Raw genomic sequence first — 17,355 nt, 5'->3', positions numbered from 1 at the left:
CAGGGGCAGAAATTCTTTTCTGACGATGCCCCCCGCTTTGTTCTAACGAAACAGAGCGATCCTAATTTCATTACCATTTTATATAGAGCAACATGAAGCAAAATCAAAAAATAGCTGTTATAGGTGCTACAGGTAAAGCAGGGCGATACCTTGTAAAGCACTTACTCGAACAAGGATATACCATCAAAGTTCTTGTACGGAATCCTGACAAATTTTCAACAACAAGTCCATTGGCAGAAGTAATACAGGGCGATGTGCGCAACTATACCGATGTGCATACACTTCTCGAAAATTGTCATGCTGTAATCAGCACATTGGGACAGTCGAAAGGGGAGGCTCCTATATTTAGCCAGGCAACCGGGCACATCATACAGGCAATGTACGCGCAGCACATCACGAGGTATATCGTTGTAACCGGCTTGAGCATTGATGCGCCTTACGATCAAAAGAGCTTTCGCACAAGACTTTCTTCCCGCATCATGAAATGGATCTTTCCGGCTATCATCGCTGATAAACAAAAAGAACTTTCCTTGCTGCAGGCAAGCAATGTTGATTGGACAATGGTACGGCTTCCATTCATAGAACAAACAGAGGAAGCAGAAAATCCTATAGTCGATTTACACGATTGTCCAGGAAAGAAAATAAGTGCATCAGCATTAGCCCGATTTCTTGTTCAACAACTTTCGGATCAACGCTATCTGCGCAAATCGCCTTTTATAGCGGGCAAGTAAGTTAACTCATCGGGCAGTGAGCTGGTATAGCTCACTGCTTTTTTTGTGCTTATTAGCATCACGTGGATGTTGTTGAGCGTAATATCTTGCCATTATTCAGAACCATTCTATCATTGGGCTGAAATGTTTGAATCAAATCGTAATCAACAATGATTAGTTTGTAGAAATTACTATATTAATCATTGTTGTGTTTTGTGTTGGTTGATACAATGCTTTTAAATTCCTTTTCTTCAAGTACTTAATCTCAATGTGCTTTTAGAAATCACATCATGTAGGGGCGAGTTAGCAAAAAAGCCGTCATGATTGTCTTGATAGAAATGAGTTTGTTTGAATTTTATTTTAACGATGTATAAAGACATTGCTATATTGTTGGTGGAGGATAATCCGAGTGATGTTACACTCATTCAGCAACTATTGCACGATACAGAATACTCGAGTGCTGAATTGATTGTTAAAAATTCGATTACCCAAGCCGTTGAATTTGCGGTCGGACAGTCTTCCGTGAATGTAGTATTGTTTGGACTAGACCTGGTAAATATAGCGGACATTGAAATGTTGCGTCAGATCAATGAATCGTATCCCTTAAGTCCGGTGGTTGTACTTACGCAAGAAGATGATGAGGCCATGGCTGTCCAGGTACTTCGCGAAGGCGCTCAAAATTATATCAATAAAAATCAGTTGGACAAACGCATACTAAGGCGTGCTATACTCCACTCGATTGAGCGCAATGAAAATTATATTAAACTTAAAAGTGCATATAGATCACTGCAGCTTTCCGAGCAGCGGTTCGCGAAGCTATTTCATTTCAACCCGGTAGTTGCATTAGCGCTCTCCACTTTTGAAGGTATTTATATTGAAGTAAATGAGATCTTTTTAAAAGTGCTGGGCTATACGCGTGAGGAGGTTATTGGTAAACATGTTGATGATCTTAACATCTGGCTGGATCGTGCAAGCCGTAATCAATTTGTTCGGGACCTTAAGAATGGTGAGGAAGTAAGAAATAAGGAGATCAAGCTATATACCAAAACACATCGCGTGATTGATGTGTTATTTTCCATGGACATCGTTGAAATGGAGAATGGCCCGATGATCATCTCCACGGCAAATGATATAACGGACAGGGTAGAGGCGGAAAAAAAACTTCGCGAAAGTGAGCGAAGTCTTGATATCCTTATCAATAGTTCACCCGATCAGATCTGGCTTGTGGATTATGAATTGAAATTGGTAAAAGCAAATAACACGTTCTTTGAAGCCGTGCGTCAATTCAACAACATCACTGTGCAGATTGGCGACTCGTTGCTTTTTTCCGATTTGCAGGAAGACATGCGTATCAGGTGGTCGGAATTTTATCGAAGAGCTTTATCCGGTGAACACTTCACGGAGGAATACGAAGAGAACAGGTTACAGCCGGACCAGCCATTATGTTTCGAAGTCACACTCAATCCGGTATATAATGAAAAGAACCAGGTGATTGGTGTGGGATGTTTCTCGCGTGATATAACCCTTCGCAAGCAAACTGAGCGAAATATCCAGGCCATGAATGAGCAGTACGAAATGCTCTCGCGCGCTACGAATGATGCCGTGTGGGATTGGAACCTGGTAGATGATATAGTGATCTGGAATCACGGGCTCGAGGCTATTTTCGGATATGGCAAAGAGATGCGTGTATATACCGGCAACTGGTGGATCGAAAATATACACGAAGACGATCAACAGCGCGTCATCGATGAACTTTCGTCCTATATTATGAAAGGCGATACAAACATGACTGCTACCTATAGATTCCGTTGTGCAAATGGTACTTATAAATATGTTTTCAACCGTGGCTATATTTTGTATCGCGAAGGAAAACCTGTTCGCATGATTGGTGCCATGCAGGATATTGATATTCTCACGAGAGCCAACAACGAGATCAGACGTCTCTCCATGGTGGCCAGTGCAACGGACAGCCTGGTAATTATCACCGATGCTGAAGAGAAAATTGAATGGGTAAATGAAAGTTTTGAAAAACTGACAGGCTATAGATTAAACGAAATTGTTGGACGTAAACCGAAAGAGATATTGCAGGGACCGGAGACAGATCGTACAACGCTCGATCGTATTCGTCAGAAACTGGATGCCTGCGTACCGGTTACCGAAGAAGTGCTGAACTATAGCAAGGATGGCCGAAAATTCTGGTTGAAGATGAGTATAAATCCGGTATTCGATCAACGCGGCAAGTTGTCCAAATTTATATCTGTTGAAACAGATGTAACCATTCATAAAGAATATGAACGTAAAATTATAGCGAGTGCCAAAGAGTTATCCGAGTTAATTGAAAATGCGAATGCAGTAATTTTAGGAATTGATGGAAACGGGCAGATAAATGAATGGAATAAACTTGCTATTTCTGTTACTGGCTATACGAAGGAGCATGCTCTTGGTAAAAAAATAATGGAGCTGTTGGTTCATCCGGACGAGTGGAAAGATACTGACCTGTTGCTCAGATCGGTGTTGCAGGGGTATCCTGTAAGTCATTATGAATTTGCCATTGTAAATCGCGCAGGTAATAAAATTATTTTGCTGCTCAGTGCAACTCCGAGAAGAAATTCTTCAGGAGAAACTATTGGACTCATAGCCGTTGGACAAGATATAACAGAGCTAACACAGTATCGTCAGTCACTTGAAGACAAAGTAAAAGAACGGACGCATAAATTGGAAGAAGCGTTGGAAAAAGAAAAGGAACTGGTAACTTTAAAAAGCAGGTTCGCATCGATGGTCTCTCACGAGTTTCGTACGCCCCTTGCAACGATAAGGCTATCCGTCAATCACATCAAGCGATATAAAGGTCGCATGAATGCAGAAGCGATTGATAGTAAGATCAAAGTTGTACAGCAACAAGTCGATCACATGACACATATGTTGGAAGAGGTGCTCACGTTGGGGCGAACGGAAGAAAGTAAAATTCAGATATCGAAACGAAAGGTAAATTTCAGTACCTTTCTGGAAGGTATACAGCATGAAGTCGAGAACATCTTTAAACGCTCGCATACTATTCATCGGACGTTGGACCTGAAGCAAAGTGAAATTGAGACAGATGAAGATTTACTTCGTAATATTTTTATAAATCTGTTGAGCAACGCTATCAAATTCTCACCGGGAAAAGAAGACATTTTTTTAGAAGGACGCCAGGAAGGAGAAATGTTGATTGTTACCGTGCGCGACCAGGGCGTTGGTATTCCGGAAGCAGAGCTTCCAAAAATTTTTGATCCCTTCCACCGGGGTGCAAATGTTTCAACGATACAGGGAACAGGACTTGGATTGTCAATCGTTAAAAAAGCTGTTGATTTAGTGGGAGGAAAAATTTCGGTGTCCAGCAATTCTGGTGAAGGCACAGTTTTTACAGTGATGATACCGGTTGGCTGAACATGAAAAACTATATTCTGATTGTAGAAGATACAAAACTATTAGCGGAAAGTATAGCTGATATGCTGGAGATGGAAGACTTCAAAGTAAAGATTGCGAAGAATGGTATAGTGGCGCTGAACATGATGACGACAGAAATACCGAACATGATCATTACCGACCTGTTAATGCCGGAGATGGATGGTCTTTCTTTCATTCGTAATGTGAGGTCTGATGAACGGTATCGCGCTATACCTATAATTGTATTGACAGCAGACGCAAGTGAAGAAAGCTCGCAGGCCGGAAAGGAAGCCGGTGCAGATCTGTTGCTCACAAAACCTTTTGATGATGATTATCTGATGGATTCCATATTTAGAATGCTGACCAATGAATAAGACTGAACGCATAAAAGTGTTGCTCGTTGATGATCATACGTTGGTACGTGATGCAGTGGCTATCATGCTCAAACAAGTTGATGATATTCAAGTAGTAGGTGCACTCTCCAGTGGCGAAGAAGCTGTTAACAAAGTTAGTTCGCTCGCTCCGGAAGTTATACTGATGGATATCATGTTGAAAGGCATGACGGGAATTGAAGCAACACGGTGGATTAAAGAACGCAATAACCGGATTAAGATAATTCTCTTGTCTATGGAAGTAAAAAGAGAATTTGTTACCGCAGGAATTCAATCCGGTATAGATGGATATTTACCGAAAGATGTTGAGCGCCACATATTGCTGGATGCTATTCGCTCGGTATATAAAGGCGGTAAATATTTTAATGAAGCGATTACCAGTCTCGTCTTTGAAGACTTCTATAAAAAAGAGAAGAGCACGTTGCAGGCGGAGCAACATTTTAAAGTTACCGATCTCACAAAGCGTGAACGTGAGGTACTGGCGCTGGTCGCGAATGGTAAAAGCAATAAAGAAGTTGCTGATCAATTATTCATCAGTACGAAGACTGTAGATACACACAAAACACATATACTTGATAAGCTCGGGTTAAAGAATACAGCGGAGCTTGTAAAGTACGCGATCAAAAACAAACTGATTCCTATGGAATGAGTACTCTGAATACAAATATAGCTTGTATCAGGTCCAGCTACGGATTGATAGTCGCCATGAGCAATTCGAATAGAATTTTTTCTTCTTTTGGTGGTGCTGAATAAAAAGATGTAGCCGGTGTCTTTACTGAATTTTCATAGTAAGTAAAAAATACACTTTTGTCAGGGTATACCAGTGTCACATTCAAAATAGGTATATCACCCATCTTTACCATCATGTCGCCTTCATCGGGCAACGCGCGAAGGAGTGTTATTATTTTTTCGATAGAATCTTTTGCTACAACCGTAGCTTTTTTCAAAGGAGCAATGCCATTGGGCTTATCAGACATTTTGTTATAGTATTCCAAAATGATTTTATCACAGGTACTTAACTGGAAGGTTTCGGTATACTGCATGTCGGCAACTTTAGGGTTATCAGAAAGAGGTTGTGTTTTAGGATGGCTTGTACATCCGGCAATGATCATCGTCAGGAAAATGAACGATGAAATCAAGGACGTATTTTTCAGGACTCGCAATGGTATAGAGCTTGTTGTCATTTGGGTATAAATATAGGTGTTACAATCTGTTCACAAAAGTAGCGATCTACTAACAAAGATTGTCTTCGGCTTGCTCTATGCAATATAACCGATCAATCAGAATAGAAATGATTTAGCTATATTAAGGTGCTATTCAATATTGTTTCTGAGTGCCCTCATCATGCAAGCACCCACTCGACTTAACAGATTTTGGTATGGATGGTTAAAAAACAAATTGAAAGGACAATCTGCTTTTTCAAGGATGCATAGCGCTCCCGAAAAGGTGAAGGTGATGACATGCTTTGTAAAAAAAAATCATTTTATCGCGATCTGTTCCATGTTAATATTTTACCAGCAAGAGATAAGATCGACAAAAAACTCTCCTTTGCATTCCTGTATGTTTGTGATAGGTCGGAATGTACACATTCAATAAAACTGGCTGAGCATTCAACAAAAGTAAATCATGAAAAAGTCTTTAATTTTTCGTTCCTGTTTTTATGTAGCATGCTGGCTCGCTGGTTTTGCTGCCAATGCCCAGCATGGCGATTATCCCATTCATCCCATTCTGTTTACATCCGTAAAATTGTCGGATAACTTTTGGGCACCACGCATTAAAACGAATCACGATGTTACCATTCCCTTCACGTTGGGTAAATGCAAGGAGACCGGGCGCATCAAAAATTTTGAGATCGCTGCAGGATTGAAGACTGGCGTTTTCTGTACTGAATTTACATTTGATGATACCGATGTTTACAAGATCATTGAAGGAGCATGCTACTCTTTCCAGATCTTCAACGATCCGGCACTCGAGAAAAAAGTTGATTCATTGATCGACCTCATCGGCAAAGCACAGGAACCAGATGGCTATATCTATACCAACCGCACCATCATGGGCGACAGTGCACACGAATGGGCCGGTAAGAAACGCTGGGAAATGGAGGAAGACCTGAGTCATGAGCTATATAATATAGGGCACCTGATAGAAGCTGCGGTAGCACACTATCATGCAACTGGTAAAAAGACTTTTCTGAATATAGCGATCAAGGCTGCCGACCGAGTATGTGCGGATTTTGGTCCCGGTAAATTACAGATTTATCCCGGGCACCAGATTATTGAATTAGCAATGGCCAAATTATACCAGGAGACTGGTGATAAAAAATACCTGGATGCCGGAAAGTTTTTTCTCGATGTACGCGGGCCTGGTAAAGATGATTACAATCAGGCGCATCTCAAGGTAGTGGACCAACATGAAGCTGTAGGACATGCTGTGCGTGCTGCCTATATGTATGCCGGCATGGCTGACATAGCAGCGCTCACACACGATCCTTCCTATATTAAAGCAATCGATGATATATGGGAAGATGTTGTGTCAAAGAAGATATATGTAACGGGAGGGATAGGCGCCACCGGCAATGGCGAGGCGTTTGGTAAACCGTACGAACTTCCGAACATGTCGGCATATAATGAGACGTGTGCGTCTATTGCAAATGTATACTGGAATCACCGCTTATTTCTCATGCATGGTGATGCTAAATATTATGATGTACTGGAGCGCACCCTATATAATGCTTTTCTGTCGGGGGTGTCGCTTACAGGTGATAAATTCTTTTATCCCAATCCATTGGAGTCACACGGACAACATGCTCGTAGCCCTTGGTTTGCCTGTGCATGTTGCCCCGGTAACGTAGCACGTTTTGTTCCTTCAGTGGGCGGATATTTCTATGCACAAAAAGATAAAGCACTCTATGTAAATTTATTCGCTGAAAGTACAGCAAAATTTAAACTTGCTGCCAACACTGTTACACTGGAACAAAAAACGAACTATCCATGGGATGGCGATATCCAGGTTTCTGTTACCCCGGAAAAATCAGATGCGTTTGAAGTACGCGTCCGTATACCGGGATGGGCTGTGAACAAGCCTATACCCAGCGACCTCTATATATTTGAGGATGCAAATAAGGAGCAGCCCAAAGTATTTCTGAACGATAAGCCTGTAGCATTAACCTTGCAACAAGGATATATAGTTTTTAATCGTAAATGGAAAAAAGGCGATCGCATCCATATACAGCTTCCCATGCCGATTCGCAGAATCGCAGCCAATGCAAAGGTAGAGGCTGATAAAGATAAGTTAGCGATACAACGTGGTCCACTGGTATATTGTGCAGAGTGGCCCGATAGTAAAGATAGTCGCGTACTGAACCTGGTACTTCCTGCTACAGCATCCCTGACGGGAAGTTTCAAACCGGATATGCTCAAAGGTATATATGAAATTGACGGGCCTGGAAAATCTGCTTCCCGTGTTTCGCCTACGGAAACAAAAACGACTGATACAGAAGTAAAATTGATTCCCTATTACGCATGGGCACACCGTGGTGCCGGGGAAATGATGGTTTGGCTCCCAGATATAGCGGGAGCAGCCAGACCGTTGCCAGCTCCAACTATTGCGTCTACCAGTAAAATAGAAGCTTCTCACAAGACGCGCACACTCATGGCGCTGAACGATCAAATGGAAGGGAAGAGCTCCATTGATCAATCCATAGTCTTCTACCACTGGTGGCCGCTAAAAGATACGGTGCAATGGGTACAGTATAATTTTGAGAAGCCAGCCTCCGTTTCATCATCCAAAGTATATTGGTTTGACGATGGACCATTTGGAGGTTGTCGTATACCGGCAGGATGGCGACTCCTGTATAAAGATGGTGAGTCGTGGAAACCCGTGAAGAACAAAACGGCTTATGATGTAAAAAAAGATATGTATAGTGAAGTCTCCTTTGAACCGGTAACAACGCAGGCCTTGCGCCTCGAAGTAACAATGAAGGATCATTCCGGAGGAATTATGGAATGGATTGTAAACTGATTTACCAACTATATATCCTGATAAGAAAACGAATATATATGAGAACCCGAATAACCCTGCTCTTGATTGTCTTCGCTCAGCTTGCTATTGCGCAATCGTACGTACCGGAGCTGAGTAACGATCGTGTGAAGATAAAGCCAGTCGTAGATATAAAAGCATATACTTTCCATTTGAACGATGTTGTCTTGCTGGAAAGCCCTTTCAAGAAAGCGATGGAAGCTGATCTTAAATACTTATTGGTAATAGAACCTGATCGTTTGCTATCACAATTCAGAACGCACTCCGGCTTGAAACCAAAAGGAGCGAAGTACGCTGGTTGGGAAGATTCGGGTTTGGCAGGACATACACTCGGTCATTACTTATCGGCATGTGCCATGCAGTACGCGGTGTCGAGAGATCCGGAGTATCTGAAGCGTGTAAACTATATTGTAGATGAACTGGCCGAATGCCAGCAAGCGCGCAAGACTGGATACGTGGGTGCTATACCCAAGGAGGACACTGTATTTCTGGAAGTGTCACAGGGAAATATACGGTCACGTGGATTCGATTTAAATGGTGCCTGGTCGCCATGGTATACCGTGCACAAAGTTATGGCCGGATTGCTTGATGCATATTTATACTGTAACAACGATAAGGCTTTAAAGGTTGAACAAGGTATAGCAGACTGGACGGAAACGATTCTCAAGAATCTGAATGACGAACAACTTCAAAAAATGTTATTGTGCGAATACGGTGGCATGAATGAAGTCTTGGTAAACACCTATACATTCACACAAAACAAAAAATACCTCGACCTCTCGTATAAATTTCACGACAAACGTATACTCGATTCACTTGCTGTAGGTATAGATGTACTACCCGGTAAACATTCAAACACGCAGATACCAAAGGCGATTGGTACGGTGAGACGGTACGAAGTTACCGGTGACAAGCATGATTTTGCTATTGGTGATTTTTTCTGGAACACCGTTGTTCAGCACCATACGTTCGCACCCGGAGGCAACAGTAATTACGAATACCTGAGCAAGCGCGATGTCTTGAATGACAAGCTCACCGATAATACCATGGAGACGTGCAATACCTATAACATGCTGAAACTTACCCGGCACTTGTTTGCGTTGCAGCCATCAGCACACTATATGGATTTCTATGAGCGGGCACTCTATAATCATATCCTGGCATCTCAAAACCATAACGATGGAATGATGTGTTACTTTGTACCGTTGCGTATGGGTACGCGGAAAGAGTTCAGTGATCAATTCAATACGTTTACATGCTGCGTTGGTTCTGGTATAGAGAATCATGTAAAGTATGGTGAGAGTATCTATTTCAAAGGGAAGGATGGAAGTCTCTATATAAATCTATTTATACCTTCGCAGTTGAATTGGCGCGATAAGGAATTTCAACTTACGTTGAATGCGAACCTTCCGGTAGATCCCGCAGTAAAATTTACGATAAACACAGCGAAGCCTCAGGTTATCCCGATTCACATTCGTAAACCGTATTGGTTGCAGTCCGATGCTGTGATAAAAGTAAACGGAGAGTTTGTTAAAAATATAGCACCTGACAAAGAAGGATACTGGGTAGTGAGTAGAAAATGGAAGAAGGGTGATGTGATTGAAGTTATGCTTCCTGCTACATTACATGCGATGGCGATGCCTGATAATGTCTCGCGTAAGGCGTTCTTTTATGGACCCATATTGCTCGCAGGAAATTTAGGAACAACAGAACCTGATCCCATGAAAGGTATACCTGTGCTGGTAACGGCTGGGAGCGATATAAAGCAGTGGCTCAAACAGGATGAGCGAGATCCGCTAACTTTCAAAACATACCAGGCAGGCTTCCCAACGGACGTAACGCTTCAACCATTCTATGCGCTGGATGATGAGCACTACAATGTATATTGGGATGTATTCACTCCACAAACCTGGAAAGAGCAACAGAAGGTATATGAAGAAAAGAAGAAAGAAGAATATGCACTCGAGCAGCGTACAACAGACTATATACGGTTAGGAGAGATGCAACCTGAGCGTGATCACAATTTTTCGGGAGAGAAAACGGAAGCAGGTGAATCGCACACACGTAAATTCCGCGTAGCACGCGATGGCGGTAAACTTGTCTTTACCATGAAAGTAAATCCGGAAGCTTCGCACAGTATAATTGCTACCTATTGGGGAATGGACAACCGGGGCAGAAATTTTGATATCCTGGTAGAGGGTGAGAAGGTTGGAAGTGATGATCTGAATAAATATAAAGACAGTAAATTTTACGACATCAGTTATCCCATTCCATCCAAACTTACAAAGGGTAAAAATACAGTAACGGTTACGTTTCAGGCAAAACCCAATAATGAAGCAGGCCCCGTATATGGAGTACGGCTTGTAAAAGAATAAAGATTTATATATATAGGGAAAGCTTAACTTCTTGTATGTTAAGCTTTCTTACTTTTAAACGTATTATTGAACTATACATGCCTATCCTTAAAAGAGTTTTTTTCTTCGTAGTCTTCGTTTCGTCTTTGACGTTTCAAACCGCACATGCGAATGAATTGTATGAAATGATCAGCCAGTTCGAAGCTGATAAGTACGCGCTGATGCGGAAGTATACCATTCAGGAGTCGGCAGAATACTATGAACGGTTTTCGAAATTTTATGCGGACTGGTCAGGTGCGTTAAAGCAAGTCGCCTTCGACAAGCTTTCACAACAAGGCAAGGTAGATTATATACTGTTGAAAAATCAGCTAGACAAGGAATTATACTTTTTAAAGATCAAGCAAAAGGATTTTGAAGAAGTTGCTTATGTAACTGAGTTTGCAGCTCCGATATATACCTTTATACGAGAGAGACGAAGAGGTGCTCCCGTCAATGCAATAGCACTGGCAAAAACTTTTGATGAAATGCTTGGAGCGATAAAAGGATCGCGGGAAAAGATCAGCAAGGCTATACCATTTTCCAGCTGGCAAAAGGCAGACAAGGCTTCGGACATTGTACGTTCTCTGCGGGAGAACTTAAAGGAATCCTGCGAGTTCTATAAAGGATATGAACCGCTCTTTACCTGGTGGGTAGAAAAACCGTACGATACACTCTCTGTGTCGCTGAAGCTATATGAAGATTTTTTGAGAAAACATTATGTAAATACATCTGTAAAAGATGATGGCAGCGGTATAATCGGGCGCCCTATAGGTCGTGAAGCACTGATCAAGAGTTTGCAGACTGAATTCATCTCGTATAGTCCGGAAGAAATAATTGCTATAGCACAGAAGCAGTTTGCATGGTGTGATGCCGAAATGTTGAAAGCGTCTCAAGCGATGGGCTTTGGCAATAACTGGAAAGCCGCCATGGAGAAAGTAAAGAACATGTATGTTCCCGCAGGGCAACAACCGGCCTTAATTGATTCATTGGCAGAAGAAGCGATTCGTTTTGTAGAGCAGCATAATTTAATAACAGTACCCGCGCTGGCAAAAGAGACATGGCGTATGCGCATGATGTCTCCTCAGGCACAAAAGATAAATCCATTTTTTTTGGGAGGCGAAGAGATTATTATTTCCTATCCTACGAATACGATGGAGCATCGGGAAAAAATGATGAGCATGCGCGGTAACAATCCGCACTTCTCACGCGCAACCGTGCAACATGAGTTAATCCCCGGCCATCACTTGCAGCAGTTTATGAACGAAAGGTATAAACCTTACCGAAACGTTTTTGATACACCGTTCTGGATCGAAGGCTGGGCACTATACTGGGAGTTTAATTTATGGGATAAAGATTTTCCTAAAACTCCGGAAGACCGTATTGGCATGTTGTTCTGGCGTATGCACCGGTGTGCTCGAATCATCTTTTCGCTGAACTATCATCTTGGTAAAATGACGCCACAACAGTGTATAGATTTTCTGGTAGAACGTGTTGGACATGAATATGCAAATGCAGCCGCGGAAGTAAGGCGATCATTTACGGGTGGATATGGACCGCTATATCAAATTGCCTATATGGTAGGCGGGCTTCAATTTTACGGACTGAGAAAAGAATTGGTCGACTCCGGCAAAATGACAGAGAAGGATTTTCACGACCGCATTCTGCATGAAGGAAATATACCTGTAGACTTGGTACGTGCTATATTAACGAACCAGCCATTGAAAGAAGATCACAAAGCCACCTGGAAGTTTGCTCAATAACTCAAGTTGAAAGCTTAAAAGACCAACTTTAAAAAGTGAAAAATATTACGCAGTGATTAAAAGTATACTATATATATCAAACTATAATTAACCACATGCGTGTTCAGCCAAAGCTTTAAGCTTTCGGCTTTCACTGCATTTGTGATCTTCTAAATTCCGTAGGTGTGATTTCGCATAGCTCACGGAATTTGCGATTGAAATTAGAGAGGTTGTTGAAGCCTACTTCAAAACAGATTTGTGAAATGCTAAGGTCGTTGAGTTGGAGAAGTTTACGGGCTTGCCCGATCCTGATCTCTGTAAGGAAATCTATATAGGACTTACGCGTACGTTTCTTGAAATACCTGCAAAATGAATTCGTAGTCATGTTCGCCACATCGGCTACTTCATCAAGATGAATTTTACGATGATATTCATTCATGGTAAAGCGATAGACATCCGCTAGCTTTTTGCCATCGATCTCATCAAAGTCATTATATATACCCGATGAAGCAAGAGGATCTATACTTTCTGCGTGCGAAAGAATGTTAAGGATTTTTAATAATACGATCAGGCGATCCATTTCACTAGTACGAAACATCTGCTTCATTAATTGCGAGATGCGATTACGAACCGGGTCTTTAATATATAGTCCACGATCTGAAACTTTTGTGAACTCCTGCAGCTTTTTTAATTCGGGTAACGATAAAAATTTTTCTCCAAATGATTGCCATTCAAAAAACACCGTATAGGAGTGAGCGGTTGAATCATCGCCTTGTTCATAGTATCGCGAATCGTTACGAAATACATGTGGGAGATTAGCTCCGATCAGAAATATATCACCCGGCTTGAAGGTACCGATGTAATCACCGGCTATAACTTTCCCTTCACTGCTGAGGATCAAGGTAAGCTGTACTTCCGGATGCTGATGAAGGTAATCGTAAAAATGATGCTCACGATCTTCCTGCAACCGGAATGACTCTTGTGAAGTCTTCGGAATTTTGAACGGTAGAATTTTCATAGGGGTGGGTAAAATTCAATCAGTACAAAATATTCACAATTATTTAACAAATAGCAATAGAAAGGGTAAAATAGTATTGGCTTGAGTTAAAATTCGCTCAAAAATAAAGTTTTCCTCCCCTGACGCGGGTTATCAAAAACCACCTTTTTAATGCTGATAAGGTAATATTTAACAGATTCTTAAAGTGGTATGGACGACTCGGTTCGGGCACTTTGTAAAGAATCAGCAGCTTCTTGGAATGCGTAAGTATAGCGCAAGGATATATATATACCAGAAAAAAATGTGCACCGTAGATTATAAATTTTTACGACTGTTCTAATTTCAAGAACGCAGAATCACTGTTGTTAATAGGAGACAAGATTCCAGCAAAGTACTTGTCGTATTATGCAGATCGTGGAATATACTTTGATTATACAGCACTTTATCTGCAATGTAGTATGAGTTTAAACACGGTATCTCCTATAGCATTTTGAACCTCGGAACACCACCTCGTTATCCGGTAAAAGAACCTTGCATCCGCAAAAATCTGTTATCATTATAAATTTTTCATCTACATGTATTCGGAAAAGAATAAATCCACTTAAATTAGTTGTGTAGTAAACGCTGGTGGGTTTTACCAGATAAGTGCTTCCGGTTAAAGTGTTGTGGGAGAAATCCGGTAAGGAAGAAGGCACTCGCGTTTGTCATTCATGAGTTTTTAACAACACGTTCTCCTCGATCAACTTCAATAACATGATACAAAATTTATCTTCAGAAAACGCGACTGGAAAAAGTGCATTGCGCACCGTTATAACGCTATGGCTACTGGTTGGAACACTCGACATCGTCTCTGCCATCATATATTTCTCAATTGTTTCCGGTGGCAAGAGCCCCGACCTGATCTTGAAATATATAGCTAGTGCTGCCTTTGGTAAGGAGACTGCTTATGCCGGAGGATTGGTGATGTCGCTGATCGGATTAGCGTTTCACTATGTCATTGCTTTTGGCTGGACTATACTTTTCTTTATACTCTATCCTCGACTTCCTTTTTTGCAGAAGAGCAAAGTTGCAGCCGGAATGCTATACGGCATTTTTGTTTGGATCATCATGAACCTGATCGTTGTTCCCTTTTCAAAAATTCCGCTCATGCCATTCAAACCTTTTCACGCTGCTATAAATATTGGCATTTTGGTCGTGGCCATTGGCTTACCACTCGCATTCATGACACATCAATATTATTTTGGAAAATCGAATGAGTAAGCTTATTGTGCGTTACATCATTTGATTTTCTTTTTTATGCACGCACCATCTGTTTATGTGATTTTATTTTTTCTTTAAACGATTACTTTCGCGTACGATCCTGCTATGCGAAGCGGAGTTGCATAACTCAAAGTTAACCCTTACTGAAGCCCTCATGTACTCACAGTTGCGTGTCTTTTTAACATACCTTCCCAAAGCTATATGGCTCTATGCCCCGGGATTAATTTCTGTTATAGCGGGCTATTTTTTGTTAATGAAGCTTCCGCAAGGTCAAGACTTGATTATTCGGATCGGGGAGAGCCCTGGCGCTTTTGTATTTTCAACTGTCAGTGTACTCGTGTGGTCATTTTTTATTTGGTATAGCTCCAAGTTGGTCAGCTACATGAAGGTTAATAACGGTGCTACTATACCAGCCGCATTTTACAGGCATGTACCTCGCTTATTGGGATATAATGCCTTGGTAACCGTGCAGTTGGGAATCCTTACGCTGCCCACCATGTTAAACTTGTCTGCGGAGTATATACTTATATTTATAGTGTTACATACCACACTATATTTCCTGTTAAGTCACCTGTGGACGGAAGGCTATACATATCCTGTTACCAAATGGATACTCATATTGATCCTCGCAGGCAACGTAGCATTGATGTTTTGGCTGTGCTGGTCACATCGATATGTAGACTCCTATCTCCGTCATCAATTTTATCTTCCCATTATAGCGCTTGGATTATTTATACTCCAGATCCTGATGGTATGGTTCTTTATTTTGCGCAGACGCTATATCAACGAAAAGGAAAGTAACGATCGCATCGGAGACCAGGAATGTGACTATATACGGCTCTTCGGCCGCGAAGTGTTGAAAGTGCCTAAATCTTCGTGGCCTGTTGAACAGCTATACTTTAACGTATTCAATACTATATCCTTGATTGGTGGCCTGGTATTCGTAAGCGGAATTCTTTTCATAGGTGTTGCCGATACAGTAGGGCCACTCGCGTTTGCGTTGCTGGCGTTTGGAATATTAGTAGGATTGGCAAACATGGTGGGATATCAATCGGTGCGCAGAAATTTTAATTTTCATTTTCTGATTGTCCTTTGGGTAATTGTTATTGGCTGGTTTGACTTTGCCGATCTGTATAGGGTACGCTTGATAAAAACTGAATCCAAAAATATATATAGCAACCGACCTGATCTGAAAACATATTTTAATCGCTGGGTAACGCACCGGCAGGAAGATATAGCACAGTCATCCGAGTTTCCGGTATATATTATCCTGTCGGATGGAGGCGCATCACGGTCGGGTTACTGGGTAGCGTCTGTACTATCGGCCTGGGAAGACCTTCCCGGCAGGGATTCTGTTCAGGTATTTTCGAATCATCTTTTGTGTTTATCCGGTACGTCCGGTGGGAGTGTAGGTAATGTTACGTTTTATGCGTTGTTGAGAAGCAAGCAACAGGATAATACTTTAAAACTTACTGGTCGGGCACAACAATTTTTGCGCACCGATTTCTTAACGTATTGCATCGCGCATTATTTTGGATCGGACTTGCTGCGACACGCTATTCCGATTCCATTTACAGACCGCGCTGCAGCTTTAGAGAAAGTATTCGAGCAGGCATCCGATGAACCATTGGACAGTGCGTTTCGTAAACCGGTTAGTGAAGTGATCGATACATCCGGTAAGCTTCCGATCTTATTCCTGAACACCACGGAGGTACAGGGCGGTACTCCCGCTGTTGTAAGCTCCATACAATTGCAGAACTTTAGCAAGCGCATGGATGTGTTAACGGAAATTGATTCCACCGGTAAAGATGGTGATGGAGATATCCGGTTGAGTACTGCTACTATACTTAGTGCTCGCTTCCCCTATATTTCTCCCGCCGGTAGTATTCATAAATATTATTTTGTAGACGGTGGTTATTTTGATAATTCAGGTTCCGGTGTAGTACATGAAATGCTGCAAGAGTTGCAGCGAATCATGGAACAGGATACTGTGAATAAAGCACTCTATAACAAACTGAAATTTCACCTCGTGCACGTTACAAATACACCGTTGGATACTATTCCTTTCAAAACAATTCACCCGTTGGTGAATGACCTGGCAGCTCCGTTGTTAACGGTGTTGAATACCTATAGCTCTCAGACCACTGTGAATGATCAGCGATTGATAAATTACTTTCGTGAAAAGGAAAACATGGTGATCGATCCGGATATTAATCTATATAAGAAATATGCGAACAACGGTACCCTGCGTGATAGTGTACATTATCCAATGAATTGGGTTATTTCTGACTATAATCTTCAGCGCATGAACAAGCGCTTGCGACAGGAGTTTAGCGGACAGTAACGGCAAGTCTTCGTGCACCGTGTCATAATGATGATCATCGTGTAAGGCTTCTGTAT

At 41.8% G+C, this 17,355-nt stretch carries 11 protein-coding genes; 9 read left to right on the top strand and 2 right to left on the bottom strand.

Features of this window, described 5'->3' with window-relative positions:
- Positions 1-92 precede the first annotated feature (92 nt).
- The 4 genes from B5Y40_RS24715 to B5Y40_RS29720 all read left to right on the top strand — a co-directional run bounded on the left by B5Y40_RS24715 (position 93) and on the right by B5Y40_RS29720 (position 5,177).
- On the top strand, positions 93-731 hold the full coding sequence (locus B5Y40_RS24715) for an NAD(P)-dependent oxidoreductase (protein WP_079689543.1): 639 nt from the start codon (positions 93-95) through the stop codon (positions 729-731).
- A 327-nt stretch (positions 732-1,058) separates the two neighbouring features.
- Positions 1,059-4,136, top strand: coding sequence for a PAS domain S-box protein (locus B5Y40_RS24710; RefSeq protein ID WP_143785935.1), 3,078 nt, complete (start codon positions 1,059-1,061; stop codon positions 4,134-4,136).
- Positions 4,137-4,138: 2 nt separating this feature from the next.
- Positions 4,139-4,510, top strand: a complete 372-nt coding sequence (locus tag B5Y40_RS24705) for a response regulator (RefSeq protein WP_079689541.1) — start codon at positions 4,139-4,141, stop codon at positions 4,508-4,510.
- The gene (locus B5Y40_RS29720; protein ID WP_079689540.1) at positions 4,503-5,177 is read left to right on the top strand and encodes a response regulator transcription factor; all 675 of its coding nucleotides are present in this window, start codon (positions 4,503-4,505) and stop codon (positions 5,175-5,177) included. Before B5Y40_RS24705 ends, B5Y40_RS29720 begins: the two co-directional genes overlap by 8 nt.
- A 37-nt stretch (positions 5,178-5,214) precedes the next feature.
- Here B5Y40_RS29720 and B5Y40_RS24695 read toward each other — a convergent pair whose 3' ends face one another.
- Positions 5,215-5,712 carry a hypothetical protein gene (locus B5Y40_RS24695; RefSeq protein ID WP_143785934.1) on the bottom strand — a complete coding sequence of 166 codons (498 nt, stop codon included), beginning with the start codon at positions 5,710-5,712 and terminating at the stop codon, positions 5,215-5,217.
- Positions 5,713-6,154: 442 nt separating this feature from the next.
- Here B5Y40_RS24695 and B5Y40_RS24690 point away from each other — a divergent pair, with 442 nt between their 5' ends.
- The 3 genes from B5Y40_RS24690 (at position 6,155) to B5Y40_RS24680 (ending at position 12,719) form a co-directional block, all read left to right on the top strand.
- A complete protein-coding gene (locus B5Y40_RS24690; RefSeq protein WP_079689538.1) occupies positions 6,155-8,548 on the top strand; it encodes a glycoside hydrolase family 127 protein in 2,394 nt (797 codons plus the stop codon).
- A 38-nt stretch (positions 8,549-8,586) separates the two neighbouring features.
- Positions 8,587-10,941 carry a glycoside hydrolase family 127 protein gene (locus B5Y40_RS24685; protein ID WP_079689537.1) on the top strand — a complete coding sequence of 785 codons (2,355 nt, stop codon included), beginning with the start codon at positions 8,587-8,589 and terminating at the stop codon, positions 10,939-10,941.
- Positions 10,942-11,018: 77 nt separating this feature from the next.
- Positions 11,019-12,719 (top strand): DUF885 family protein, encoded by a 1,701-nt coding sequence (locus B5Y40_RS24680; RefSeq protein ID WP_079690002.1) that lies wholly within the window; start codon positions 11,019-11,021, stop codon positions 12,717-12,719.
- Between the two features lie 130 nt (positions 12,720-12,849).
- Here B5Y40_RS24680 and B5Y40_RS24675 read toward each other — a convergent pair whose 3' ends face one another.
- Positions 12,850-13,716: an AraC family transcriptional regulator gene (locus B5Y40_RS24675; protein ID WP_079689536.1), complete on the bottom strand. Its 867-nt coding sequence runs from the start codon at positions 13,714-13,716 to the stop codon at positions 12,850-12,852.
- A gap of 732 nt (positions 13,717-14,448) precedes the next feature.
- On the opposite strand from B5Y40_RS24675, the gene B5Y40_RS24670 reads away from it, so the two are divergent.
- Together B5Y40_RS24670 and B5Y40_RS24665 are read left to right on the top strand one after the other, a co-directional pair.
- Positions 14,449-14,955 carry a hypothetical protein gene (locus tag B5Y40_RS24670; protein ID WP_079689535.1) on the top strand — a complete coding sequence of 169 codons (507 nt, stop codon included), beginning with the start codon at positions 14,449-14,451 and terminating at the stop codon, positions 14,953-14,955.
- 154 nt (positions 14,956-15,109) lie between these two features.
- Positions 15,110-17,299, top strand: coding sequence for a patatin-like phospholipase family protein (locus tag B5Y40_RS24665; protein ID WP_143785933.1), 2,190 nt, complete (start codon positions 15,110-15,112; stop codon positions 17,297-17,299).
- The last annotated feature ends 56 nt before the right edge of the window (positions 17,300-17,355 follow it).

The organism is Ohtaekwangia koreensis (genome assembly GCF_900167975.1).
Lineage (GTDB): Bacteria > Bacteroidota > Bacteroidia > Cytophagales > Cyclobacteriaceae > Ohtaekwangia > Ohtaekwangia koreensis.
This window is presented reverse-complemented; position numbering and strand designations above follow the sequence as displayed.